Genomic DNA, 22,917 nt, shown 5'->3' with positions numbered 1-22,917 from the left:
AGTTCCTTGGGTAGGGGTCCCCGCGATCCCACCCAATGCGGCTCTGGCACGATGCTAATCCGCGCTATGTCGCGCGGTGGTCAGCCCCGCTGCCGGGGGTCATATTGACTTACTGATGCCCAGCAGCTGCGTCTTGCCTCCGCTGGAGTTCTGATGCGGCACCAGCCCGATCCATGCAGCGAACTGGCGCGCGTTCTTGAAGTTGCTCGGGTCGCCGGCGCTGGCCACCAGCGCGCTCGCGGTGATGGGGCCGATGCCTGGAATCGTCTCCAGGCGACGGCTGACTTCGTTGCCGCGATGCCATACCTCGATCTCCCTCTCGAGTTCCCGCACTTGTCGGTCCAGTTCCTTGAGGTGCTGCAGCAGCCGATCAATCAGCAGCCTGAAGCGTCCAGGCAGTTCGTTGCTGGCATCCTCGATCAGCTCTGGAACCCTCTCGTAGACATGACGGATGCCTTGGGGAACAACGAGTCCGAACTCGAGCAGCAGACCGCGGATCTGGTTGGCCTGAGCACTGCGTGCGTGGACGAAGCTCTCACGGGCCGTGTGCAACGCCAACACAGATTGCTGCTCGGGTGACTTCGCCGGAACAAACCGCATGTTCGGCCGGGTAACAGCCTCGCAGATCGCTTCCGCATCGAGCGCGTCATTCTTGTTGGTCTTGACATACGGCTTGACGAACTGCGGCGCCATCATCCTCACGCGATGCCCGAGTGCGGTGAGCTTGGCCGCCCAATAGTGCGCCCCGCCGCAGGCTTCGATACCGATCAGGCAGGGCTCCAGGCGCGCGAAGAACGGTGCAACCTGATTGCGCTTGAGCTGCTTGCGAAGGACGGCGAAGCCGTGCTCGTCGACGCCGTGAACCTGAAACACGTTCTTGGCGAGATCCAAACCAATCGTCGCGATCTTCATGAGCTGCCTCCGTCATGCAAGCGGGCAACATCGCCCGCTGACACTCTGGCAGCCGGCGGACGCCGAAGAAAGGGGGCGTCCATTCCAGTAAGACTGCAGTCATTACCGCCCAATCAGAACTTCAAGAACTCGCTTGTTGCACGGGAGGCGTCCATATAAGATGGAAATGTCGACAACCCAAGCAGTCCCACAGCGTGAGGATATGGCGATCCAAGGCGAGCTGTACATGAGCTTCGAGCTCGGCGACAAGAAGTGGAAGGTCACGGCAAGCGGTGGCCGCCTCGGCCCGAGCCGGTACAACGTGGACGCCGGCGACACGGCCGCAGTTGCTCACTGCATTTGGCAAGGCGCGCGAGCGCTGCAAGCTTGAGCCGCAGGCCAAGGTGCACTCCTGCTATGAAGCCGGCCGCGACGGCTGGTGGCTGCACCGCTGGCTGATCGAGCAGGGTTTCGACAACATCGTGGTCGACTCCTCCAGCCTCGAGGTGAACCGACACGCCAGGCGGGCCAAGACCGACCGGCTCGATGGCGACAAGCTGTTGGCGATGCTGCTGCGCCATCATCGCGGTGAGCGTGTGTGGTCGGTGTTGCATGAGCCCACGCCCGAGGACGAAGACGGGTTCTGTCGCGCTAAGCCAAGGTTGGTAAGCTGATGCGGAACTGTTGACCGGACGAAATCGTGATCGAGGCGCTGCGCAAGGTGATCAAGCGGATGCATTACCCGCTGGAGGTGATGCTGGTGTGCGTGCGTTGGTATGCAGCCTATCCGCTGAGCTTGCGCCATATTGAAGAGATGATGGCCGAGCGCGGCGTATCTGTAGATCACGCCACGGTCCATCGATGGGCAATGAAGATCTTGCCGGTCCTGGCGGTGGTGTTTCGCCGACGCAAACGCCCCGTGGGCACGAGCTGGCGCATGGACGAGACCTACATCAAGGTCGCCGGCCAGTGGAAGTATTTGTACCGAGCCGTCGATCGAGACGGCGACACCATTGACGTTCTGCTGCGCGCCAAGCGGGATTGCGCTGCTGCTCGGCGATTTCTGGAGCGAGCCATCGATCTGAACGGTGTGCCTGAGAAGATCACCATCGACAAGAGCGGCGCCAACACGGCCGCCATCCTGAGCGTCAACGATGACGCCGGCGTCGCCATCGAACTGCGTCAGAGCAAATACCTCAATAACGTCGTGGAGCAAGACCATCGCGCGATCAAGCGTGTCGTGCGGCCGATGCTCGGGTTCAAGTCCTTTCGCTGCGCACGCGTCCTCATTGCCGGCGTTGAGTTGATGCACATGATCAAGAAGGGGCAGCTCGACTGCCCTGAAGGCGAAGCCTCGTCAGCGGCGTCGAAGTTCTATTCGCTGGCCTCTTGAACGGCAGGCGCCAGCATGGGTTCCCCCGGCTCCGCGGCGCTATCGCGACAGAACCCTGAATGACGACGCGCAGAAGCCGGACAAGGCGAAGTCAGCATGATGCGGCCGCATGCGAGAGTTTTGCCGAGCACAACCTCGCGAGAAACCAAAGATCCAGATCCTCTCACTAGATTGCTAGTTGGCGATCAGGAATTGCATAGCTCTCGCGAATGTTCTCGTAGACGCAATGACCAGAACGACTGACGCTGTCAGCGCGAGCCCCCAAATCGAACGCCTTCACGTGCTAGGCGTCGGATACGCTGTCCGATTTGACCGAAAGCTCAGTTTTGCCTAGACGAGCCACAATGTTGGGCAATTGCCAGAGCGAGAAGAATCCGAATGCCACTGCTCCTGTGAGAAACACCACCGCAATTGCGACGAGCCCCCAGTCAGAAATATCAAGCTTGGCAAATGCCTTAAGAGCGGCTAACAATAAGATTGTCGAGATGCCGAGCACACCGGCAGCCAAGGTGCCTCTAAACCCGAACTTCGCAAAATCGACCAAGATCTTTTCTCGCTCCAATTCCAGTTCTAGTTTCCGGAGTTCGGGATCGGGGTTGAGAGTAACTGGCCGGTCTTGACTCTCCATATGGACTCCCTTGTGATGGCCATGGCGACTGCCCCTCAGCGCAGGCGCGTGCGCGTCGATGGTCTTGCTGCGACGCCCAACATTTGACATGAGGGCGTGTGTGGGCGAGAAGGGGCGATTTGTTTCAGTCAACACTACCTTCTTGCCGTCATAGATGTCTCAATGCGCGGCTTCATGCTTCATGGAACGCGCTGGTAGATCTCGCCCAGGTCGTTGACGACCCACGGCGTGCCTTCCGGGCCGCCGCAGGCGATCCTCACCGCGCCGCCATCGATCGGGTCCCAGTTAGAGGTCTGAAAGTTCCATTGAAAGATCCCGAAGCCGCCGGGGACCGGGTTCGTCCCGACAAGCCATGTCGAAGCCAAGCATGAGCCGACATCCTTCCCAGCCCCCGGCCTTACGTTAAACCGAAGTGGTATCGAGGCTGCAGCCCGATGTTGCGCGCCACTTCCGGTAAGAAAGTCTGCACGCCAATTCCCGTGATCGAATCCTCTGACTTGAGGACGAGGCCACCTATACGAGTCGACGGTGCAACGCCATTGCTGATAGGTGGGCTGCTGGAGGTTTTGGCTTTGGCGAGTTTTCAACACAGTTGAACGGGCGTAGGGACGCCTCGGTCACGCCGAAGTACCGCGTTCCAGACATGGGGTTGATGCGACTTCAGGCCTCGATAGTCTTGCTCGATGATCTTGTTGAGGTACTTGGACGACCGCAGTCGCGTGGCACTCCATAGTGCACTCTGCGCGGGACAGTTCATGGGGCTCTGGTGCAAACTCTCGTCGTTGCGTGAGAGACACCGGCCAGAGTGCTGGGCAGGTCAGGCCGAAAGCACGACATTACAGACTGCGGGCGCGGCTTGGCCTCGAAGACGCAGCTTGCCGCCTGGCCTTTGCGTATGCGATCCAGCAGCTTGACGCCGGCGAGCGCCACGGCCGCGCGGTCGAAGATCTTGAATCCGAGCATGGGCTTGATGCGCGAATTCAGGTACCGGCTTCGACCGGGTAGTGTTGAATGCCGGCTATGGCGGCTGCGCGTGCAGTTCCAAGTCGGCGCGTCGCCTGGCTTCCATCGCGATCTTCTGGCACGGAAAAGAGTTCTCAATCTTGGACGCCGCACCGTCGGCGTTAACGATATCGAGCTCCACGCGGCAAACTTCAACGCCTACCTGGGCCATGCGCCCAAGTGCATTTATCTCGAGCTGTCTCGGTACACGGACTAGCGCCATGCTCGGCAGCAAATACCGCGTTTCTTTCCAGTCCAATGTAAGCTTCGAAGTGCTGTGCGGTGCAATGAACAGAGCCCCGTCTTCTGAGCGGACAGTCAGCGCACCCTCGGCGTTTGACGTGCCTTCAAAGTGTGCAATTGGAATGCTGAGCGCACCGCCGAGGATCACACCCTGTCGACCGCCTTCGTTGCTCACCAGCATCAGGACACGGTCGTTGGCCGCAGTGCCTATCATCACTGCCGAAATTCTTGAAGATGGCGAGGCGAACATCGCTTTCAGTTGAGGCCCGAGTGCGGCAGCGACAGCAATGAGTGCGGTCAAAACTGCGAGAGTGGAACTGCTGAAGGGTATGAATCTCCTCCACGTAAGTTCCGACTTGCAGTGCTTGCACAAGGAGGCCCGGCGATCGATTGGCTCGTAACACCTGGGACATGGAACGGTCGCGGGGGTTTCGCCGCTAGGTTCGGTCTCGGCCTTGATAGTTTCTCGATTGATGCCACACGCTAGGTCTGACATTGGCAAGCTCCAAGGTTTTCCTGCTTCGCAGAATCAGTCCTACCTCTTGACGCTCTTCTCTTGCAGGTCCGCCGACAGGGATGTGTACATGACGTGTCGTGGTCATCGGCTCCTCTCGCCGCGTCTAGGTGCCGGAGGATCGCTCGCACCGGACCGCGAGTCAACAAACGCGCGGTTTATCTTTGAACTGCCTATCGGCCTCGCCTGGGCCGCCTCCACCAGCAGCGGTGGTTCCGAAGGTCCGACTGCGCCGGGACGGCAAGACGCCGGTTTTGTCGCGTAAGCCGGTCGAGGCGGACGAAATCCGGCACCTTCGGGTCAACGGACGGCGAGGCTGTAGAAGTAGTCGGCATCCGAAAATGCCAGGCCACCGGGGCAGCGCAGCTGCCCCTTCTTGACCATGTGCATGGTCTCGATGCCGGCGATCAGCCGAGCAGCACAGTCAAAGGACTTGAATCCCATCATCGGTCGGATTCGCCGCTTGATGCTTCGATGGTCCCGCTCAACAAGATTGTTCAAATACTTGGACTGCCGAAGTTCGATGGTGACGCCGCTATCGGCGATCAGACCGCGCACGGCGGCGGTGTTGGCACCGCTCTTGTCGATCGTGATCTTCTCGGGCACGTCGTGCTGCCCGATCGCGCGCTCGAAGAACCGGCGTGCGGCCGCCAGGTCACGGCGCGCGGTCAGTAGGAAGTCTACGGTCTGGCCCAGCCGATCGACGGCTCGGTAAAGATACTTCCACTGGCCACCCACGAGCACGTAGGTCTCGTCGACACGCCACGAAGTCCCCACCGGGTGCTTGCGCCGACGAAACACCTTGGCCAACACGGGCAACATCTTCAGTGACCAACGGTGGATAGTGGCGTGGTCGACCAGCACACCGCGCTCGGCCATCATCTCTTCCAAGTTGCGCAGGCTCAAAGGGTAGGCCGCGTACCAGCGAACGCACACGAGCATGATCTCCAGCGGGAAATGCAAACGCCTGATAGCCCCTCGTAGGGTTGAGTTCGCAAGTTGGACATGCAGCGGTACCATGGGCTGCATTGTCGACAACCGGCTTGTCGCGACAGATCCATTTGATCTCCCCGGTTTTCCGGTAGCTAAAGTAGCCCATGATGGAGCCGGCAATGCCCGTGATCGCGCCGACGACGCCGGTGATCGCACCTAGATATGAGAGCAGGTCAGTACTTGTCATCTTCCACAGGTTGATGAATGACTCGTGCACCATAGCTTTCTTTCCTTCGCCGAGCCGGCGGTTGCACAAGCGTGCTGACGCTCTGTGAAGTAATGCACGGAGCAATGCGCTCAACTATTGCCTTTAGCGACCTTAAAGGTCGTAAAATACGACGCGCTGGTGCAGCGACAAACGCAGCGCCCTCAACCCTTCAAGGACGTACATCGATGAACCGAAAAGCCCTGGCGACCAAGCCCAAGTGACGGGCGCTCGCGACGACCAGGGGAAGATGCCAGGCGGCATGCGCATCACACCCCCAGTCACTGACTACCACGCGCCCACGCCGCAGGACCTCCAAGTGCTCAAGGAGCATTTCGGTCTCACGGCCTACGAGATGGCGCGCCTGTTCGCCGTGCAGCCTGAGCAATGGCGCAAGCACACGGGTGGTCAGTCTCCGCGCGAGATCAGTGTGACGAGAGCGTTCTTCATGGCGGCATTCCAGGTGCTCAGCGATGAAGAAATTGAACGCGTAGTGGCGTACATGGCAAGCTTCGGCGCGCGCTGGAACATGGACGCCGAGCCGCCGCCGCGCCCCGAGCCGCGCTACCGTCAGCGCAACGAAGCCTCCTGAGGCTTGAGCCCCGGCAGGGGCACCACGACAGACACCGACGCATGCGCCACAGCTGAGTGCATGCGTGGGCGATGTTGCCCTTCTTTGGTAAGCAGATCATGAGAACCGCGACCCTCGCCGCGATTGCGGCCGCAATTGCATTGGCCACGTTTGGTGCCACCGCTCAAACAGAAGTCCCCGCAACGTTTGAACTCAAGGGCTACGCCCTCGGGGCAGAAATGACAAGTTGTCCGCAGGGGTTCAGCAAGCACCAGCAGGGCGCAATCACAGAGTGCCGGAGCACGAGCGAAACGCTCGCTGGAAAGCCGGCGAAGTTCTTTGTCGTCGATCTGTACAAGGGAAAGATCGTTGCTGTCGGGGCTGGCGGAATGTCCAGCCCTATGGACGTGGCAAATGCGCTAATGATGAAGTTCGGGCCTCCAACTGAATCGAAGGCGCACATTCAAGAATACACGTGGCACAAGGGGCGAACCGCAATGGTCATCAAGGCGTACAGCCCGGCGACGGGGATGGTGATCCTGAAGGACATCGCAAATTACGAGGCTGCCAGGGCTGAGGACGCATCGGCTGCGCAGTCAGACTTGTGATCATCCACCGAACACATATGAAGAAGTTCTTCGTCGCGGCGTGCATTGCTACCGCGTCCACTGCTCCGGCGTTTGCTGAGGGTAGCTTCGAGACCGGTAACGCTGTGCTGGCTAAGCTGAAAGGGGACAGCGTCGGTAAGTTCGGCGCCGTAGCGTACCTCGCAGGCATGACAACGGTGCTCAGGGAAACCGGTGGCATCGGCGGCCAGAAGGAAATTTGTGTACCTGATGGAGTAACTCACGGTCAGGTTATCGACGCCATACAACGGGAGATCGAGCAGAACGTGACCACTCGGCACTACCTGACTTTGCTTCTCGCCCACAACGCGATGACCAAGTACTGGCCGTGCACGGCTGGCGCGCTATAGAAGTCTGTGACCTGCCGTAGCCCCTCCGCGAAAACCTGCCGCGTGGCGGAAGATGCTCAAGGGGCTGCCCCAACCGTACGTGAGTCTTCAATGCACAAATCGATCTTCTGCTGTCTTACGGCTTTCTCAATAGTTGGATGCGCCGTTTCACCAAACTTTGGCGAGGGTGACCTTCAGTCCGTGAAGCACGTCTATGGAGTAGACATGCCAACCAACCCGCAATTCTCCTTGAAGAAGCTGGGTCAGACACGCTACTACCTCGCCGTACATCAAGGCAGTCCTTTGATCGCAGATGGAGGGACTCGGGCCGGCATTCTCACATCGGCGGGTGAGCGGGTTGCGATTGCTAAATGCGCCAAAGAGAGTATGGCCGTCACCGATTTTCAGATGCGTCAGCAAGGCGACCGTGGTTGGGTAAGCGTTGTGGGCGGCTTTTCCTGCATAGCTTTGACAGAACCGAGGACAAAGCCGACCGCCGAGTCATCGAAGAGCATGCCCCCCAACGATGCTGCCGATCCTGCACCTGGTACGCGCATTGGTAGCGGGTCAGGCTTCAGCATCGACAGGCGCGGGACCATCGTCACCAATTTCCACGTTATCGAGAAATGCAGTGCGCTTTCTGTCGTCACAGGACGCTCGGAGGCTCCTGCTACGGTCTTGGCGGCGGACCGCGAGCTGGACCTAGCGGCATTGCGGACGACTCCCTCACCGACCGCCGCTCCAGCGATTCGCTCTGCTCGATCCGATAAGCTCGGAGAATCGATTGTGGTAGCAGGATATCCGCTGGGCGGCATTCTGGGGTCAGGACTCAACGTCACGACTGGGTCGGTAAGCGCGTTGTCCGGTGTGAGGAACACCACCCGCTTCCTTCAATTCACTGCTCCAGTGCACCTTGGCAACAGCGGCGGTCCATTGCTCGACGAGAGCGGCAATGTTGCAGGAGTTGTTGTGGCCAAACTTCACCCTGGGCTTGCGGGAGCATTCGGTGACACGCCACAGAACGTCAACTTTGCAATCAAGTCCTCCGTCCTGCGCGGCTTCCTAGAAACGAATGGCCTTGAGTACACGGAGGCAACAGCGAGCAAGCGTCTATCAACCGTCGAGATCGCTGAGCGTGCACAAAGCTTCACGGTCCATGTCATCTGCCTGAAGTAGTCGTTTGCGGTAAGTCGATTCAACCCTACCAAGCAGAGTCCTAGATGAGCTTGCTCAATCCCCCGCAGGTCTCTACACGCCAAGAAGTTCTGTCACGACCCTGCCCGGTGCCGACCTCGCCTGGCGTCTATGCTTGGTACTTCAAGAACATTCCATTCGGTGTGCCGGTCGCAGATTGCGTCAGATGTGGCGATCTCACATTGCTGTATGTCGGCATCGCACCGCGAGCGGCACCTTTGAATGGCAAGCCACCGAGTTCTCAAAGACTGAAGCAGCGAGTTCGATACCACTTCTGCGGCAATGCAGAAGGTTCTACGCTGCGGCTTACGCTCGGATGCCTTCTCGCGGATGAACTGAAGATTCGCCTTCGCCGCGTGGGGAGCGGGAAGCGCATGACATTCGCTGATGGGGAAGCAATGCTGTCGCGTTGGATGGACGCTAACGCCTTTGTGGCATGGGAGGTTACACACGAACCCTGGCATCTGGAGCGCGAAATCATCAGCAGGACGGCGCTACCACTGAATCTGGACATGAACAAAAAACACGCATTCCACTCGTACCTGTCAATGAAACGCCGTGAAGCGAAGCAACAGGCAAGGGAGTGGCCGATCTGGCAGTCGTGCGATGCCCTTGGCAACACCGATCTCGCAATTGGTTCATTCACGTAGTCGGAAAGCCGTGCTTGCGAGCACTTCAATGCAGTGCCGCATCCCGAATCATCCCCCCCGTAGAAGAAAGTGAGTCCATTCCAAACGCGAGGGTAAAAGTGTGACTGCCCGTGGTCTGAGCAGCCTTGTGCGCGGCGAAGCCGCATCCAGCAAGGGGTTGGCGGATTCGGAAAGTAAATGTGATACCGCTGTTTCGGCGTCGACCAAGTCACGCGCACCTTTCTGGGCAAAAAAGCCTCTCCACCGATAGCAGCGCGTGTCAACGCCGCGCGAGCCTTTGGCGCAAGGCATCTGTCAAACGCCTGGGGTGCGTATCCGAGAGGGGAATACCAACTGCGGCAGTGTTTGCAGCGAAAGGGCGCATCCAACAACATTGCATCGAGCCTGTAGGCCGCTTGCCGACCGCAATGTCGACAGGCATCGCGCAGCGCTTCACCGTGGATTGGGCAACGTGCATGGCGCTCCAGTTGGAACAACCGACTGTGATACGCCGAGCTCACGCAGCATGGGCAGAATCGCAGAACCTGACTCGTGTCGTTCGCGGCATGACAGAGGCTCTCGCTGCGTATTTCAGCCCATCGTGGACGGCATTTCAGGCTGATCGTGGACGGCGTTTCAGCGTGATCGTGGACGGCATTTCAAACTGATCGTGGACGCTGTTTCAGCGTGATCGTGGACGATTGGGGAGCGCGCAAGTGATCTTTTGACCGGGCCTCAAGCTCATCGTTCTTTGCGGTGAAGCCTGATGCCCACAAACAGAGTCACGATGCGCCGAATTCGAGAGACATTGCGCCTGCACCTGCAGGCAGACCTGAGCTACAACGAGATCGGCCGCGCGCTCAAGATCTCCAAGAGCGCCGCGGGCAAGTACGTCTCGCTCGCCCGCGCCGCAGGCATCGACTGGGCGGTGGCCCAGACGCTCACCGACGAAGAGTTCGAATCCCGGCTGTATCGGCCGGCGTTGCCCCGCTCCAGCCACCAACTCGCCCCCGACTTCGCGCTCATCCATCTGGAACTCAAGCGCGCCGGCGTGACGTTGCAGCTGCTGTGGGAGGAGTACGCCCGCAACCTCGTGGGGGCGGGCCAGCAGGCCTACAAGTACACGAGCTTCTGCGTGAAGTACCGGGCGTGGGCGCTCGGGCTGAAGCGTTCCATGCGCCAGACCCACATCGCCGGCGAGAAGCTGTTCGTCGACTACGCCGGCCAGACCGTTCCGCTCATTGACGCGGCTACCGGCGAGATCACCGCTGCGCAGATCTTCGTGGCCACGCTGGGCGCGTCCAACTACACCTATGCCTGCGCCACCGCGCGCCAGACTACCGCCGACTGGATCGGCGCGCAGGTGCGTGCGCTGGAATTTATCGGCGGCGTGCCGCGCTTGATCGTGCCCGATCAGGCCCGCGCGTTGATCAAGAGTCCGGACCGCTACGACCCCGAACCCAACCGCCTGTACGACGAGTTCGCCTCTCATTACGGCTGTGCATTGCTCGCGGCACGCCCCGCTCATCCCCGCGACAAGCCGAAGGTCGAGAACGCGGTGCTCGTGGTCGAGAGATGGATTCTGGCGCGCCTGCGCAACCGGCGCTTCTTCAGCCTGGGCGAACTCAACCGCGCGATCGCCGCGCTGCTGGTCGATCTGAACCAGCGGCCATTCAAGAGGCTGCCGGGTTGTCGGCGCAGCGCCTTCGAGATGCTGGACGCGCCCGTGCTGCGACCGCTGCCGGCCACCCGCTTCGAGGTGTGTCTGTGGAAGAGCGCCAAGGTGAACATCGACTACCACGTCGAGTTCGATGGCCACTACTACAGCGTGCCGCACGCACTGGTGCGCACCACCGTCGAATTGCGCGTCACCGCCAGCATGGTGGAGTGCTTCGCGGCCAACCAGCGCGTGGCCTGCCATGCGCTGAGTCACCGCAAGGGCGCACACACGACGGCGCCCGAGCACATGCCGGCGTCGCACCGCGCCCATCTGGAGTGGACGCCGCAGAAGCTGATTGATTGGGGCCGTCGCATCGGCGTGAGTGCAGCGGCGGTGGTGACCTGGCAGCTCGAACACCGTCCGCATCCCGAGCAGGGCTACCGGGCCTGCCTGGGGCTACAGCGTCTGGCGCGCGAGTACACGCCGGCACGCCTGGAGGCCGCCTGTGCGCGGGCACTGGCCATTCGCGCGCCGACCTACCGCAGCGTCGCCTCGATCCTCAAGAACGGCCTGGATCGCCAGCCCGCCCTGTTCGCGGTGACTCCTGCACCACTGCCCCCGCACGAGAACGTGCGCGGCCCCGATTACTACCACTGAAGGAGAGATGACGATGCTGAACGAACACACCCTGGACCAACTGCGCAGCCTTCGCCTGGACGGCATGGTGCGCGCCATCGAAGACCAGACAACAAGCACAGCGGCGACTGCACTGGGCTTCGACGAGCGCCTTGCATTGCTGGTGCAACGCGAGATCGCATGGCGCGACGACCGGCGCGTGGCGCGCCTGATGAAGGCCGCCAGGCTCAAGGTCAGCACCGCCTGCGTGGAGGACATCAACTGGCGCGCGAGTCGTTCGCTGGACCGCGCGCAGGTGGCTGCACTGGCCGGCGGCGATTGGTTGCGCCATGCGCAGAATCTGTTGATCACCGGCGCGACGGGCTGCGGCAAGACATGGCTGGCATGCGCGCTGGCGCATCAGGCCGCGAGGTCGGGCTTCTCGGTGCTGTACACCCGCGCTGCGCGCCTGTTCGACGAACTGCAAGTGGCGCATGGCGACGGCAGCTTCATCCGGCGTCTGGCGGCGTTGGCCAGGCTGGACCTGCTCGTGATCGATGACTTCGCCATCTCTCCAATGGGTGCGCCCGAGCGTAACGATTTGCTGGAGGTGCTGGACGACCGTGTGGGCACGCGCTCGACGTTGATCACGAGCCAGCTGCCGGTCAAGGCATGGCATACCTACCTGGACGATCCCACACTTGCCGACGCGATTCTCGATCGCGTCGTGCACAGCAGTCACAAGATCGAGCTCAAAGGAAAATCGCTGCGCGATGAGGAACCCATGAAATGACAACTGCGCTCACCATTCACGACCGTGGGCTGCAAGACGACTTATCCACCGCGTCGGCCGGTACGTCGCAAGCGCCGTCCGCCGCCGTGGATAAGTCTGCGCCACGCCCCTTGCCGAACACCGGGAACAGCGCTTCGCGTCAGTGCATTTCAAACTGATCGCGGACGATTGAGATACATTGAACCCCTCGCTTGCGCGCATCCCCTGCGCGTCCACGATGACGCTGAAACAGCGTCCGCGATCAGCCTGAAACAGGCGTCCACGATCGCTGAAATGCGCAGTTCTGGGCCACATCGGTCTCGTGGATGCGACGATCGAAGGACATGCGGCCTACCTCGACGCGTGGCTGCAGGTATTGCGCCGCGATCGCACGGCCATCTTCACCGCGGCGCGCCACGCCAGCGCCGCCTACGAATTCATCCTGGCCAGGGAGATGCCGTGAGCGACGTCCCTGAGCGGATCTCTCTGGGACTAGAGGCGAAGGGTGGACCGCGCCGGGTGCGCGGATTCCCCTTGGCGACTCGCCGCGAAAGGCAAAATCGCCTCATGCCCAAGCCTGCCCGCCCTTCGAGCGCCGCCGCCTAGCTCCACGCCTTGTTGCTAGCGTCGGGCTACACCGACCTGCGGGTCATCGAGGGCGTCCAGTGCGCGGTGCGCCGATTCAACTTCACGACCGCGATCGTCGTCGACATCGACCCGGTCGGCTACCAGCGGCGCTATTGCTACGAACACGGCGCGGACGCCCGGGCCGCGCTCGCGGCTTGGGATGGCCGCGAGCATCCGCCCGGCCCCTGGATCAAGTGCAAGGGCGGGGGCGTCGACCTGCTGAACCCGGCATTCGCGTAGGCCCCGCCCAACGCGCGGGGCATTCAGGAAAGCTGCTCCGGATTCCCTGCCAGCACGTCGACCCCGTTCTTGACTTATCGGTCTCGCGTTGACGCCGCACCGGGCTACGCCCGCGTGCGCTTCTTCTCCTGCGCCGCCGCCCGATCGGCGATGCGCGCCATGTCGCCTCGCTCAATGCGCTGGGCAATGTTCTCGCGGCTCGCGCGCAAGAAGCGTTCGGCTTCGGCCGGGTCCTGCTTCTCGGCTTCGAGCACGGCCTGCGCCATGAGGGCAGCTGCCCGCGCCTGATGCGGAAAGGCCTCCTCGAAGGCGAACCGATTTATCTCCCGGAAGAGGGGTCGATTTGATTTCAGTGCAAAAAGTGACGCATCGACCGACCAGTATTGGCGCGGGTTTCGAACTGCTGGCGGTCGCAAGTGCTTGTCACTGCACAATTTTCTGCTACCCCTCGAATAGCCTTGGTGAGCGCATCGTTCAGCGGCCGATTTCAGCCACTGGCCCTTGTTTTGCCTGCACTTTGTGACGGTAGTAGCCGCGCGGCGTAGCGCTCGACGGGGAAGCGGAACACGCCTCGCAGATTGATGCCGTCCAGTCGCGTGGGCGCGATGCGCCCCCATCAATTCCGGCGGCACGATCTGGCGCCGATTGGCCCAGCGGTCGACCACCGCCTGCATCTGCGCCGTGTTCCACGCCATCACGATGTTGGCCAGCAGGCTCAATGCGTCCGCAACGGCCTGCATCTCGTCGGTGCGCCGGGCCTGCGCCGGCGTGACGCGGCCGACATAGATCGCGCGCTTGAGCGCGTTGACCGACTCGCCTCGATTGAGCACCCGTCGCAACTCGCGCCGGAAGGCGGCGTTGACAAAGTAGTCGGCCAGAAACACCGTCCTGAGCAGCTTGCCCAGTTGCACGCCGGCGTCATAGATCGGGTCTCCTCGGGCTGCCGAGCCGAATCTTGCTAACGCGGTCACTGCGCTGCCATGGCCCAGCATCACCGAGGCGGCCAGGTGAACCAGGCTGTCCCAATGGGCTTCAATGAGCGTGGTGTCCACACTGGCCTGACACACGGCGGCAATCTCGCGCGGAACCTTCGTACCCCGCGGGACGAAGAGATGCCGTTGCTTGAGTTCCCTGAGCCTTGGACACAGGTCGAAGCCCAGAAGTCGGGACAGCGCCATCGCGAAGTCGGTAAAACCGTGCGTGTCGACAGCGAGCTGAGACGTCTCGATCCGTTCCTGTCGAATGACACCTTCGATGGCGGCGCCCGCCTGGCGCTCATTGAGCACGATCGGCTGCGCGTGGAAGATTCCCCATCGGTCCTGCACGTGGCTGTAAACGCCGATGGAAGCCACCTGGCGCCGCGGGTCCTGGCGTGCCTGCCACACGCGCCGACTGGTCTCCAGGCTCATCATGTCCGAGGAGGCCAGGTCGGTTCGTCCCCAGGTCGCCGCGATGGGGTGGCTCTGCATGTACTCCAGCACCGCCTGGCAGGCCCGTGCCAGCCGACGCTCGTCGCCGGCCCAGCGCATGGCCTGGCGAATGCTGGTGGCCGACAACTGCGGGATCATGCGCGCGCACTCGGCCGCCGTGAGGCTGGTGCCGTGTGCGAGGATGCCGGCATAGGTCATCAGCAGTTCCTGCGCCGTTCTCGGCTCGCGCCCGAGCATGATCCAGCTGAATCGCACCTGGGCGTCCACGGCCAGGATGACCTCGGGCAACTGCGCTTCACCGATGCGCTGGTCGAGCTGGCTGCGCAGCGTCACGACGTGGGGGTCATCTTCGTCCGCCGGCAACGACGCCAGATGCAGTTCGTCATCGACGCGCAGATCACCTGAACGCGTGGCGGCCGCGACCGCGTCGATGCCAATGAGCATGCGAGCAAGTAGCGGTACGAGGAACTCGCTAGCCTTAGCCGGCAGCTGCAACCTGGCGTAGTGCCTCGGCGCTTCGGCTTGCCAACGCTCCTCGGGCAGGAACAGACGCTCGCGACCGCGGAAGCTCAGTAAATGAGCTATCCAGACCGAGCCGTTGCGCACCGCCCGGCGCCGAGCAAGTAGGGTGGCGACCTCCAGCGCCCTGAAGGCGCGCTCGCGGTCGGCGTCGGCGATGGCTGCGCGCCAGGCAACTCCCAGTCGTGGGGCCGTGACTTCGCTGGGAAGTCGCTTGAGGCCAGCGTCGTACCCGGCTCGGAGCTTGTTCAGCGCATCGAGTGCCGGGTGCTCGCCGGTGGCCTGCCAAGGCAGCCGGCTCACACCTGCCAGCAGAGAACGCACCGGCGCGATGACATCGATCAGGCGTTGCCGGATGACCGACGCTCGACTCGGCGGGCGCTGAGCACACTTGGCCGCGATGATCTCGCGAAGGCGTGAGCGCAATTCGGCATCTGGCACGGCATCATGGCCTGCGAGCTCGGAGAGTTCCAGCAGCAGCTCCTGGTACTGCCGTGCCCAATCCGCGGTCGCGACACCGTCGGCACAGTGGTGCCACAGGTCGGCCACGCGGCGCTGGAACATGAAGATGATCTGGTCGGTCGCCGTGAGCAGGCAGTAGCGCAGGAAGCAGCTGAGCTCCAGCGTGCGTGCCGGCTCCTTGATCCTGGCACTGACCGATGGGGGCCGTCCGGCCATGCGCCGGGCGTAGCGTCGCACCAGCACGTCGTTGAGATCTCCCAGATGTCGATCGATGCCGAGGTCAGTCAGGAACGCGATCCTTTCCAGGACCTCGGTGATCTGGCGCGTTGAGTGCCTTGCCGGCGCGCTCCACAGCCAGCTCTGGCAGTGTTCACCGTCCGGACACGGCGTGTTCAACGCCGATATCCAGCGCTTGCGAGTCTCGGCAGGCACCGTGGTCATGATGGCCTGGCCGGTCGATGCTTCGAGTTCGACCAGGGCGGCCGCCACCATGGCGCGGATGACCCGGTCGTGAACGATGAGCAGGCGATGGTCGTAGAGCCACTGCCTGGCAAGGACCAGGAGGCGCTCGCGATCCGAGCAATGCGCGACCTCGTCGCGCAGGACGCGTACCAACGCTCGGCGCTGATGCTCGGTCATCCACTTGAATCCCAGGCATTCTCAGGCTCGGTGCTGGTGGTCGAATAGAGTGCGTCCACGGGCGTACATCGCGCGCAGAGACACCAGATCGGGCGCCGCGATATCCAGCTCCTGGCCAAGGTGGCGAAGCAGGGCAGGGGGCACGATCCGCACACTGTTCAGCGGCCGTCCGGTCATGCGGGCGAAGCCGATGTGCAGCGCCAAGCCAAGCTTGAGGCTGTCGCTGCGCCGACGAGCAATCAACTCGAGCTCAGTGCGGCTGAAGCTGAAGAACGTCTGCAACTCGAACTCGCTGAGCTCGCCGGGCATGTCACGAAGGCCCAGGTAGGACGTCTGCCAGCCTTGCATCGCCGCGCTCCTTAGTGGTTCAGGGGGCGCAGACGATACGCCGCAAAGAAGTGGACAGCAATGCTCGCGAAATCAACAACTTAGCAAACCGACCCGCGCCGTTGCTGGAGTTGCGAACCGTCACTTTTGACACCGAAAACAAATCGACCCCTCAAAGGCCGGTGGCTAGGCTGCCGCCCAGAACCCTTCATGCGGTCCGCTGGTGCCGCGGGCGGGGGCTATCCGAAGGACAGCGCGGCCGAGGGAAGATCCAGTTTCGAAGACGCGGCGTCCGGTTCGGCCTTCGTCTCTGCTTCCGCGGCGCGCACCAGCAGCACGGGGACGGTCGCGCAGCGAAGGATGTACTCCGCGCTGCTTCCCATGATGAAGCGGCCGACTCCACGTCGACCATGGGTTCCGACCACGATCAAGTCGGCGGGCCACGTCCTGGCTTCTTCCGTGACCTGTTCATGGACGGAGCCAGAAAAGGTATCGCACAGCACAACGTCAGCCTCGACGCCCGCGGCCTGTGCCGCCGCCTTGCCTTCTACGAGCAGCTTGCGGCCCTTTTCGCGCAGCTCATTGAGCCAATCGCGCGCGTAGCCGGCATAGGCATTCATCGCCAGGGCGAGGGACAGTTCGTCGATGACGTGGAACAAGCGCAGCCGTCCCTGCGTGAACTTGGCGATGCCAATCGCTTCGTCCAGCCCGCGCGCGGATGTCGGACTGCCGTCGACGGCGACAAGAATGCGCTGGTACATGACAGGTCCCTTCTGATTGACCGTGGTGAGGCCCTCAGTATCGGAACGGCAGCACGTCGGGGATTTGATCTGGCGCAAGCCTGGGCGCAAAGCGGGCGACGAATATCGCGTCACTCGGCTTCTCGACCGGAGACCACCATGAAGATTCTTCTCGCCGTCGACGGCAGCGACTACACGAAACGAATGATTTCCTACCTTGGCGCACACAAGGACTCGTGGGTGACGGGGCATTCGTTCACCATCTTCTACGTGGTCCTCCCGGTTCCGCACCGGGAGGAGGCCACTTGGACGTGCGCCGACCAACGGCGAGTTCGTCTTGTTAATCGGACTTGCAGGGTCGAACAAGGTGCGGGGCGGATCCCGAAGCCTCAGGACCCTTGGGGGAAGGTTCGATCGTTGTGGGCATGCATCGCTGGATAGGCCGACCTGGGGGATGGACGATGGAAGCCAGGATAGGTGCGACCAGGACCAGGTGCCTGAGCCCCCAGCTATAGAGGATGCCGGCTCGCCGCAGGTAGGCGATGCCCGCATCGCGCCAGCGACTGCGCGCATCGGAGCCGACCGGCATCGCGCTGATGAACCCTGCGTGGTTGTAATAGCGCACGGCCATGACCGATGACAGAAGCGAGGCGAGCAGCAGCGCCATGAGGACGAACTCCAGCGCGAGCGCGGGCTGAATGCCGGCGGCCCCGGGGCGTCGCCGAAGGCCGAATGCAGCGAAGGAGCAGACAGTGTCGCGGTGCCCATCAAGGCCAGGGCAGTCGTCGATGCGGTCATCGTGGCCGACATCAGCGAGTTGCGAAGTGTCTGCACGGCCAGGATTTCGGATCCTTTTTGCTCCGACACGGCGGCGAACCATTCCCTGCGCAGCATCGCGTGCGCGGTGCGCGCGAGGCGTTCGGGCGACGACGATGGCCAAAAGCAAGGGCGACTCCGTAGGACAGGAGGATGGCCATTGTGGCCGGCGCTGCGAGTCAGGTTGCCATGTTTGTCATCGGCCGACCTCAGGCAGTGCGCGGCATCGGCATGCGCTTGCGGCGCTCGAAGAGCTCGAAGATGCCCATGCCCGCCAGCATCGCGGCCACGAAGACGAGCGCGTTGGCCTTGCCCATTCCGAGCGCAACGAGGGCCGGGCCGGGGCAGAAGCCGGCGACGCCCCAACCAATGCCGAAGAGCGTGCTGCCGAGGATCAGGCGGCGGTCTATGTGGCGCGCCGACGGCAGGCGCATCTCGGCGCCGAGAAAGGACCTCGTGCGACGGTTGGCCACCGCGAAGGCGACCGCGCCCACGGCAATGGCGCCTGCCATCACGAAGGTTAGGGAGGGGTCCCAGCGACCTGCAAGATCCAGGAAACCGAGCACCTTGGCCGGATTGGCCATGCCGGACACGATGAGACCGAGGCCGAAGACCAGGCCGGCAAGCAGCGAAGCGAAAGCGATCATGAAGGGACTCCTCAGATACCGAGCAGATGACGTGTAACGAACACCGTGACGAAGCCGGCGCCCATGAAGGCGGCCGTGGCGACCAGTGAGCGGGGCGACAGGCGAGATAGGCCGCAGACGCCGTGGCCGCTGGTGCAGCCGGAGCCGTAGCGCGTGCCGATGCCCACCAGCAGTCCGGCCAGAATCAGCGAGCCATACCCGGCATCGATTTGTGGCTTTGGCAGCGCCGCGAACAGCGGGTACACCAGCGGCGCGCCGAGCAGTCCCAGGACAAAAGCAATGCGCCAGGCTCTATCGCCCTTGACCGGCTTGAGCAGCCCGCCGAGCACCCCGCTGATTCCGGCGATGCGCCCGGTGAGCAGCACGAACATCGCCGCGGCGATGCCGATGAGAGCGCCGCCGGCCAGTGCGGTGAGCGGTGTGAAGTGGTTCCAGTCGATGGACATCATTCTTCCTTTGGACAGTAAAGACGGTAGAGAAGCGCGAGGATCTCGAGCATCGAGGGGGCGGCCACGCTGTAGAAGATGCTCTTGCCCTCGCGGCGCGTGCCGACTACGCCCTCGTTGCGAAGAACGCCGAGCTGCTGCGAAAGGGTCGGCTGGTGGATGTCCAGTGTCCGCTCGAGGTCGCGCACGCACATCTCGCCTTGCGAGAGTTGGCACAGCAGGAGCAAACGGTCTTCATTGGCGAGCACCTTGAGGGCGCCGACCGCCTTGCCGGCGGCGCCGCGCAGGGCTTCGGGGTCGATGACAGGAGGTGAGTGCTTCATGGGCCGTCGGGACAGTTCAATGGTTGCGATTGACATATTATGTTCAATAATATAATATTAGTCAATCGATTGATACTCTCATCCACGAAGCGCCCATGACATCCCGCACGACGACCCAAGGCTTCTTCGATCCGAACACGTGGACGGTCTCTTACGTCGTGTGGGACCGCGCGACAAAGCGCGCCGCCGTCATCGATCCGGTGCTGGACTACGACTTCAAGTCGGGGCACACGAGCACGGCCTCGGCCGACAGGCTGCTGGTCTATGCCAGGGACAAGGGCTTGCAGGTCGACTGGATCCTGGAAACCCACGCCCATGCCGACCATTTGTCCGGCGCACGTCACGTTCAGGCGCAGGTCGGGGGCCTGGTCGCCATCGGAGAAAACATCCGAAGCGTGCAGGCGACCTTCAAGAAGCTCTATAACCTGGAGCGCGGCTTTCTACCGGACGGGAGTCAGTTCGACCACCTGTTCAAGGACGGCGAGGTCTTCAGGATCGGCGAAGTCGAGGCCACCGCATTGCTGGTCCCCGGTCACACGCCTGCTGACATGGCCTATGTCGTCGACGGCTCCGTCTTCGTTGGCGACACGCTCTTCATGCCAGACGTCGGCAGCGCGCGCGCGGACTTCCCCGGAGGCAACGCACGCCAGCTCTACGCCTCGATGCGCAGGCTGCTGGACCTGCCGGCCGAGACCACGATGTACGTCTGTCACGACTACCCGCCCGCGTCGCGGCAGCCGCAATGGCTGACCACCGTCGCCGAACAGCGCGCCCACAACATCCACGTGCGCGACGGCATTGGCGAAGAAGACTTCGTGGCCATGCGAACGGCCCGCGATGCGACCCTCGACGTCCCGACGCTCATCCTTCCGTCGATTCAGGTGAACGTGCGGGGCGGGCAGCTTCCGCCGCCTGACGACAACGGGGTCGCCTACCTTCGCATTCCGCTGAATGCCCTTCCCGTCCATCAGCAACCTGAGGCTAAGCAGGAAGCTTGAATTTGGCCAAGGGCCGGGTGCCTCATTTGGACAGCGATCGAATCGCCTACGAGCGGAAATAGGGGTAATCGTATTTTCTCCACAAATTCACACGGACGCCCCGAAAAACGTCAATCACGACAAGCACTTGCAAAAGTGAGAGTCGGAGCAGGGCAGTGCGGTTGGTGCAGATTGACACTGCACACTGAACCGGTGGCCGCGGAAAGAGGCCCATGGCTCGCGCGGTAAGACAGTTCTGCTCCGGCGACGGACTAGGTGATGGCTCAGATTGCAGCCTTGCCGGATCGACGCTTGATCAGCAAGTGCCCAGATTTCTCGAGATTGAACCGGAACGTTCCTCGGAAGTTGATGTGCTAGAAGTGCGCGGGTCCGATCCGGCGAAGCCAGTCGTCCTCCATCGGCAAGCCGGAGGCCCTAAGACGCGAAACGACGCCGTCCATGCGGCTGGTGTTCCAAGCGAGCACGATGTTCGTGAGCAAGGCGTGCGCCCCAGAGATGGCCATCATCTCCTGCCTGCGCCGTCCTCGGTCCTGCGCAATCTGCCCGCCGTGGATTGCACGTTGGCGTTGATGCACCGATTCGCCGCGGCTCAGTAGTTCGCCATCGGTCGGGCCCGACCCCGGGGCATGAAGCGCGGGACGTGGCTGGCGACAGATGGCGGGCGGTTGTAGGATGAATTCGGGCGCTGCTGACGAGGTCGGCTTCCCCTTGGTGCGACAAGCCCGTTCAGTAGTTGGACCCGCAGTCCTGCGAGCACCCCGGAATGTGGCAGAGGGCGGCGACGCCCCGAAGCACGCTTAGTAGAGTTCGATGACGAGGACTGCCTGCGGTGCCCATCCACTGCCAGGAGGTTCTCATGCAAGTGCTTTACCCGCGCTGTGCGGGCCTGGATGTGCACAAGGACACGATCGTGGCCTGCGTGCGTTGCGTCTCGCCGCCCATGCATCAGGAGGTGCGCAGTTTCGGCACCACAACCACCCAGCTGCTCAAATTGGCAGATTGGCTGGCCGAGCACGACTGCACCCACGTGGCAATGGAGGCCACCGGCGTGTACTGGAAGCCGGTGTGGCACGTGCTGGAGGCCGAGTTCGAGCTGGTGCTGGCCAACGCGGCGCACATTCGCAACGTGCCTGGGTGCAAGACCGACGTCAACGACGCGATGTGGATTGCTGATCTGCTCGCGCACGGTCTCATCCGCTCCAGCTTCGTGCCGCCGCAGGCCATCCAGCAACTGCGCGACCTCACCCGCACGCGCAAGCAATTCGTGCGGGAGGTCTCCCAGCACTCGCTGCGCATCCAGAAGGTGCTCGAGGACGCCAACCTCAAGCTCGGCAGTGTCCTGTCGGATGTGCTGGGCAAGAGCGGGCGAGCCATGCTCGACGCCATCGTCGCCGGCCAGAGCGATCCGGCGCTGCTGGCCGCGCTGGCCCAGGGCACGGCGCGCAACAAGAGCGCCGAGTTGCGCGAGGCGCTGCGCGGACGCATCACCGAGCACCATCGCACGATGCTGCGGCTGCACCTGCAGGTGATCGATGCCTTGCAGCGCACATTGGCCGAACTGGAGGCGGCCGTGGGAAAAGCGCTGGCGCCGATCCGGCAGCGCGCCCGCCTGCTCGCGACGATGCCGGGGATCTCTGATCTGACGGCCAGCGTCGTGGTGGCGGAGATCGGCGTGGACATGTCGCGCTTCCGGACTGCCGGCCATCTGATCTCCTGGGCCGGCCTGTGTCCGCGCAGCGACGAGAGTGCCGGCAAGCGCCGCTCCAGCCGCGTGCGCAAGAGCGGCATCTGGATCAAGACCACCCTCGTGACCGCCGCTTGGGCCGCGGTGCGCGTCAAGACCAGCTACCTGCGAGCGCAGTTCTTGCGCATCAAGGCACGCCGCGGAGCCAAGAAAGCCATCCTCGCTGTGGCCGCCTCGATGCTCACCGCCGCCTACCACATGCTTCGTGACGGCACCGAGTACAACGACCTCGGCGCCGACCACTTCGACCGCCAAGATCGATCCAAGACCATCCACCGCCTCATCAAGCGGCTTCAAGACCTGGGCTGTGATGTTCCTGTGCTGCCTCATGCGGGGTAGCGCTTCTTAGTAGCGCAAGCAGCTCGCGTCGAAAGTCGGTGATCGTCAGGTAGTCGCACAGGAACAGCGTTCGCAGCAGACCACCGAGATGATCAGCCGTATGGTGCAATGGATCGCCGATGGCGGCCGATCCCAGCCGATGAATGGCGTGTACCGCGGACACCTTGCCAGCGCGAATGGACGCCACCAGCCGCACAAGATCGTCCCAGCCGCGCTCGATGGACTTCAGAGACACCCGGTGCAAGGTAGCCCTCTCCAAGCTTTCCGGCACCGACCAGCCCCTGGGGACGAACAGCTTGCGCTCTCGCAGGTCCTTCAGTCTCGGACACAAGTCGAACCCCAGGAGCTTTGCGAT

Annotated in this window: 23 protein-coding genes and 5 pseudogenes; 13 read left to right on the top strand and 15 right to left on the bottom strand. The window is 62.5% G+C overall.

Translation table 11 applies throughout. The features are described 5' to 3' along the window. Nucleotides 1-108 precede the first annotated feature (108 nt). Nucleotides 109-912: pseudogene (locus tag QTH97_RS35465) on the bottom strand (IS110 family RNA-guided transposase); the annotation flags it as partial. Nucleotides 913-1,078: 166 nt separating this feature from the next. Here QTH97_RS35465 and QTH97_RS37210 point away from each other — a divergent pair. Together QTH97_RS37210 and QTH97_RS35455 are read left to right on the top strand one after the other, a co-directional pair. Then, nucleotides 1,079-1,529: pseudogene (locus tag QTH97_RS37210) on the top strand (IS110 family RNA-guided transposase); the annotation flags it as partial. 95 nt (nt 1,530-1,624) lie between these two features. Further along, complete coding sequence (locus QTH97_RS35455; RefSeq protein ID WP_286573370.1) at nt 1,625-2,284, top strand: IS6 family transposase; 660 nt, start codon at nt 1,625-1,627, stop codon at nt 2,282-2,284. Between the two features lie 283 nt (nt 2,285-2,567). Here the strand turns inward: QTH97_RS35455 and QTH97_RS35450 are convergent, their stop codons facing one another. From QTH97_RS35450 to QTH97_RS35430, 4 genes are all read right to left on the bottom strand, one after another. After that, nucleotides 2,568-3,044: a hypothetical protein gene (locus tag QTH97_RS35450; protein ID WP_286573363.1), complete on the bottom strand. Its 477-nt coding sequence runs from the start codon at nt 3,042-3,044 to the stop codon at nt 2,568-2,570. Between the two features lie 47 nt (nt 3,045-3,091). After that, complete coding sequence (locus QTH97_RS35445) at nt 3,092-3,277, bottom strand: hypothetical protein (protein WP_286573362.1); 186 nt, start codon at nt 3,275-3,277, stop codon at nt 3,092-3,094. Nucleotides 3,278-3,930: 653 nt separating this feature from the next. Further along, on the bottom strand, nt 3,931-4,458 hold the full coding sequence (locus QTH97_RS35435; protein WP_286573371.1) for a hypothetical protein: 528 nt from the start codon (nt 4,456-4,458) through the stop codon (nt 3,931-3,933). Between the two features lie 513 nt (nt 4,459-4,971). Next, the gene (locus QTH97_RS35430) at nt 4,972-5,691 is read right to left on the bottom strand and encodes an IS6 family transposase (protein ID WP_286573360.1); all 720 of its coding nucleotides are present in this window, start codon (nt 5,689-5,691) and stop codon (nt 4,972-4,974) included. Nucleotides 5,692-6,131: 440 nt separating this feature from the next. On the opposite strand from QTH97_RS35430, the gene QTH97_RS35425 reads away from it, so the two are divergent. From QTH97_RS35425 to QTH97_RS35385, 9 genes are all read left to right on the top strand, one after another. Further along, nucleotides 6,132-6,461, top strand: coding sequence for an XRE family transcriptional regulator (locus QTH97_RS35425; RefSeq protein ID WP_286573358.1), 330 nt, complete (start codon nt 6,132-6,134; stop codon nt 6,459-6,461). A gap of 98 nt (nt 6,462-6,559) precedes the next feature. Further along, complete coding sequence (locus tag QTH97_RS35420) at nt 6,560-7,048, top strand: hypothetical protein (protein ID WP_286573356.1); 489 nt, start codon at nt 6,560-6,562, stop codon at nt 7,046-7,048. A gap of 17 nt (nt 7,049-7,065) precedes the next feature. Further along, a complete protein-coding gene (locus tag QTH97_RS35415) occupies nt 7,066-7,416 on the top strand; it encodes a Rap1a/Tai family immunity protein (protein WP_286573355.1) in 351 nt (116 codons plus the stop codon). Nucleotides 7,417-7,620: 204 nt separating this feature from the next. Beyond that, the gene (locus QTH97_RS35410; RefSeq protein WP_286573353.1) at nt 7,621-8,571 is read left to right on the top strand and encodes a S1C family serine protease; all 951 of its coding nucleotides are present in this window, start codon (nt 7,621-7,623) and stop codon (nt 8,569-8,571) included. 44 nt (nt 8,572-8,615) lie between these two features. Further along, a complete protein-coding gene (locus tag QTH97_RS35405; RefSeq protein WP_286573352.1) occupies nt 8,616-9,239 on the top strand; it encodes a GIY-YIG nuclease family protein in 624 nt (207 codons plus the stop codon). 745 nt (nt 9,240-9,984) lie between these two features. Then, nucleotides 9,985-11,535, top strand: coding sequence for an IS21 family transposase (istA, locus tag QTH97_RS35400; protein WP_286573351.1), 1,551 nt, complete (start codon nt 9,985-9,987; stop codon nt 11,533-11,535). Between the two features lie 13 nt (nt 11,536-11,548). Next, entirely contained in the window at nt 11,549-12,286 is a 738-nt protein-coding gene (gene istB / locus QTH97_RS35395) for an IS21-like element helper ATPase IstB (protein WP_286573349.1), read from the top strand. Between the two features lie 301 nt (nt 12,287-12,587). Continuing rightward, nucleotides 12,588-12,728, top strand: a complete 141-nt coding sequence (locus tag QTH97_RS35390) for a zincin-like metallopeptidase domain-containing protein (RefSeq protein WP_286573348.1) — start codon at nt 12,588-12,590, stop codon at nt 12,726-12,728. Between the two features lie 152 nt (nt 12,729-12,880). Continuing rightward, nucleotides 12,881-13,132, top strand: coding sequence for a hypothetical protein (locus QTH97_RS35385; RefSeq protein WP_286573346.1), 252 nt, complete (start codon nt 12,881-12,883; stop codon nt 13,130-13,132). A gap of 104 nt (nt 13,133-13,236) precedes the next feature. Here the strand turns inward: QTH97_RS35385 and QTH97_RS35380 are convergent, their stop codons facing one another. From QTH97_RS35380 to QTH97_RS35345, 8 genes and pseudogenes are all read right to left on the bottom strand, one after another. Continuing rightward, on the bottom strand, nt 13,237-13,398 hold the full coding sequence (locus QTH97_RS35380) for a hypothetical protein (RefSeq protein ID WP_286573344.1): 162 nt from the start codon (nt 13,396-13,398) through the stop codon (nt 13,237-13,239). A 221-nt stretch (nt 13,399-13,619) separates the two neighbouring features. Then, a pseudogene (locus QTH97_RS35375) lies at nt 13,620-16,530 on the bottom strand (Tn3 family transposase). A 218-nt stretch (nt 16,531-16,748) separates the two neighbouring features. Then, the gene (locus QTH97_RS37235; RefSeq protein ID WP_506555393.1) at nt 16,749-17,705 is read right to left on the bottom strand and encodes a universal stress protein; all 957 of its coding nucleotides are present in this window, start codon (nt 17,703-17,705) and stop codon (nt 16,749-16,751) included. Beyond that, nucleotides 17,590-17,916 carry a DUF599 family protein gene (locus QTH97_RS35365; RefSeq protein ID WP_286573368.1) on the bottom strand — a complete coding sequence of 109 codons (327 nt, stop codon included), beginning with the start codon at nt 17,914-17,916 and terminating at the stop codon, nt 17,590-17,592. Before QTH97_RS35365 ends, QTH97_RS37235 begins: the two co-directional genes overlap by 116 nt. Before the next feature lie 137 nt (nt 17,917-18,053). After that, a pseudogene (locus QTH97_RS35360) lies at nt 18,054-18,143 on the bottom strand (DUF599 domain-containing protein); the annotation flags it as partial. Between the two features lie 131 nt (nt 18,144-18,274). Then, nucleotides 18,275-18,712 (bottom strand): DUF6691 family protein, encoded by a 438-nt coding sequence (locus QTH97_RS35355; RefSeq protein ID WP_286573343.1) that lies wholly within the window; start codon nt 18,710-18,712, stop codon nt 18,275-18,277. An 11-nt stretch (nt 18,713-18,723) separates the two neighbouring features. Further along, nucleotides 18,724-19,158 carry a YeeE/YedE family protein gene (locus QTH97_RS35350; RefSeq protein WP_286573365.1) on the bottom strand — a complete coding sequence of 145 codons (435 nt, stop codon included), beginning with the start codon at nt 19,156-19,158 and terminating at the stop codon, nt 18,724-18,726. Beyond that, complete coding sequence (locus QTH97_RS35345; protein ID WP_286573342.1) at nt 19,158-19,481, bottom strand: ArsR/SmtB family transcription factor; 324 nt, start codon at nt 19,479-19,481, stop codon at nt 19,158-19,160. Before QTH97_RS35345 ends, QTH97_RS35350 begins: the two co-directional genes overlap by 1 nt. A gap of 95 nt (nt 19,482-19,576) precedes the next feature. Between QTH97_RS35345 and QTH97_RS35340 the strand changes: the two genes are divergently transcribed. Next, entirely contained in the window at nt 19,577-20,479 is a 903-nt protein-coding gene (locus QTH97_RS35340; RefSeq protein ID WP_286573340.1) for an MBL fold metallo-hydrolase, read from the top strand. A gap of 263 nt (nt 20,480-20,742) precedes the next feature. Here QTH97_RS35340 and QTH97_RS35335 read toward each other — a convergent pair. Further along, nucleotides 20,743-21,075: pseudogene (locus tag QTH97_RS35335) on the bottom strand (Tn3 family transposase); the annotation flags it as partial. Nucleotides 21,076-21,335: 260 nt separating this feature from the next. Between QTH97_RS35335 and QTH97_RS35330 the strand changes: the two are divergent. After that, complete coding sequence (locus QTH97_RS35330) at nt 21,336-22,562, top strand: IS110 family RNA-guided transposase (protein WP_286573339.1); 1,227 nt, start codon at nt 21,336-21,338, stop codon at nt 22,560-22,562. Here the strand turns inward: QTH97_RS35330 and QTH97_RS35325 are convergent. Further along, nucleotides 22,507-22,917: Tn3 family transposase (locus QTH97_RS35325; protein ID WP_286573337.1), on the bottom strand; the 411-nt coding region annotated here is incomplete at its 5' end. The two genes, QTH97_RS35330 and QTH97_RS35325, sit on opposite strands and share 56 nt — an antisense overlap.

Origin of the sequence: Variovorax gracilis, assembly GCF_030317115.1 — a bacterium.
Taxonomy (GTDB): domain Bacteria; phylum Pseudomonadota; class Gammaproteobacteria; order Burkholderiales; family Burkholderiaceae_C; genus Variovorax; species Variovorax gracilis.
The sequence above is the reverse complement of the archived record's forward strand: the minus strand, read 5'-3'. Positions and strand labels throughout refer to the sequence as shown.

Excerpts from the sequence above, each read along its gene's own strand:
- QTH97_RS35455 (WP_286573370.1), top strand. The coding sequence starts at position 1,625 with ATGCATTACCCGCTGGAGGTGATGCTGGTGTGCGTGCGTTGGTATGCA.
- QTH97_RS35330 (WP_286573339.1), top strand. The coding sequence starts at position 21,336 with ATGCAAGTGCTTTACCCGCGCTGTGCGGGCCTGGATGTGCACAAGGAC.
- QTH97_RS35430 (WP_286573360.1), bottom strand. The coding sequence starts at position 5,691 with ATGGTACCGCTGCATGTCCAACTTGCGAACTCAACCCTACGAGGGGCT.
- QTH97_RS35340 (WP_286573340.1), top strand. The coding sequence starts at position 19,577 with ATGACATCCCGCACGACGACCCAAGGCTTCTTCGATCCGAACACGTGG.
- QTH97_RS35405 (WP_286573352.1), top strand. The coding sequence starts at position 8,616 with ATGAGCTTGCTCAATCCCCCGCAGGTCTCTACACGCCAAGAAGTTCTG.
- QTH97_RS35415 (WP_286573355.1), top strand. The coding sequence starts at position 7,066 with ATGAAGAAGTTCTTCGTCGCGGCGTGCATTGCTACCGCGTCCACTGCT.
- QTH97_RS35380 (WP_286573344.1), bottom strand. The coding sequence starts at position 13,398 with ATGGCGCAGGCCGTGCTCGAAGCCGAGAAGCAGGACCCGGCCGAAGCC.
- istB (WP_286573349.1), top strand. The coding sequence starts at position 11,549 with ATGCTGAACGAACACACCCTGGACCAACTGCGCAGCCTTCGCCTGGAC.
- QTH97_RS35345 (WP_286573342.1), bottom strand. The coding sequence starts at position 19,481 with ATGAAGCACTCACCTCCTGTCATCGACCCCGAAGCCCTGCGCGGCGCC.
- QTH97_RS35410 (WP_286573353.1), top strand. The coding sequence starts at position 7,621 with ATGCCAACCAACCCGCAATTCTCCTTGAAGAAGCTGGGTCAGACACGC.
- QTH97_RS35365 (WP_286573368.1), bottom strand. The coding sequence starts at position 17,916 with ATGGCGCTGCTGCTCGCCTCGCTTCTGTCATCGGTCATGGCCGTGCGC.
- QTH97_RS35420 (WP_286573356.1), top strand. The coding sequence starts at position 6,560 with ATGAGAACCGCGACCCTCGCCGCGATTGCGGCCGCAATTGCATTGGCC.
- QTH97_RS35350 (WP_286573365.1), bottom strand. The coding sequence starts at position 19,158 with ATGTCCATCGACTGGAACCACTTCACACCGCTCACCGCACTGGCCGGC.
- istA (WP_286573351.1), top strand. The coding sequence starts at position 9,985 with ATGCCCACAAACAGAGTCACGATGCGCCGAATTCGAGAGACATTGCGC.
- QTH97_RS35355 (WP_286573343.1), bottom strand. The coding sequence starts at position 18,712 with ATGATCGCTTTCGCTTCGCTGCTTGCCGGCCTGGTCTTCGGCCTCGGT.
- QTH97_RS35425 (WP_286573358.1), top strand. The coding sequence starts at position 6,132 with ATGCGCATCACACCCCCAGTCACTGACTACCACGCGCCCACGCCGCAG.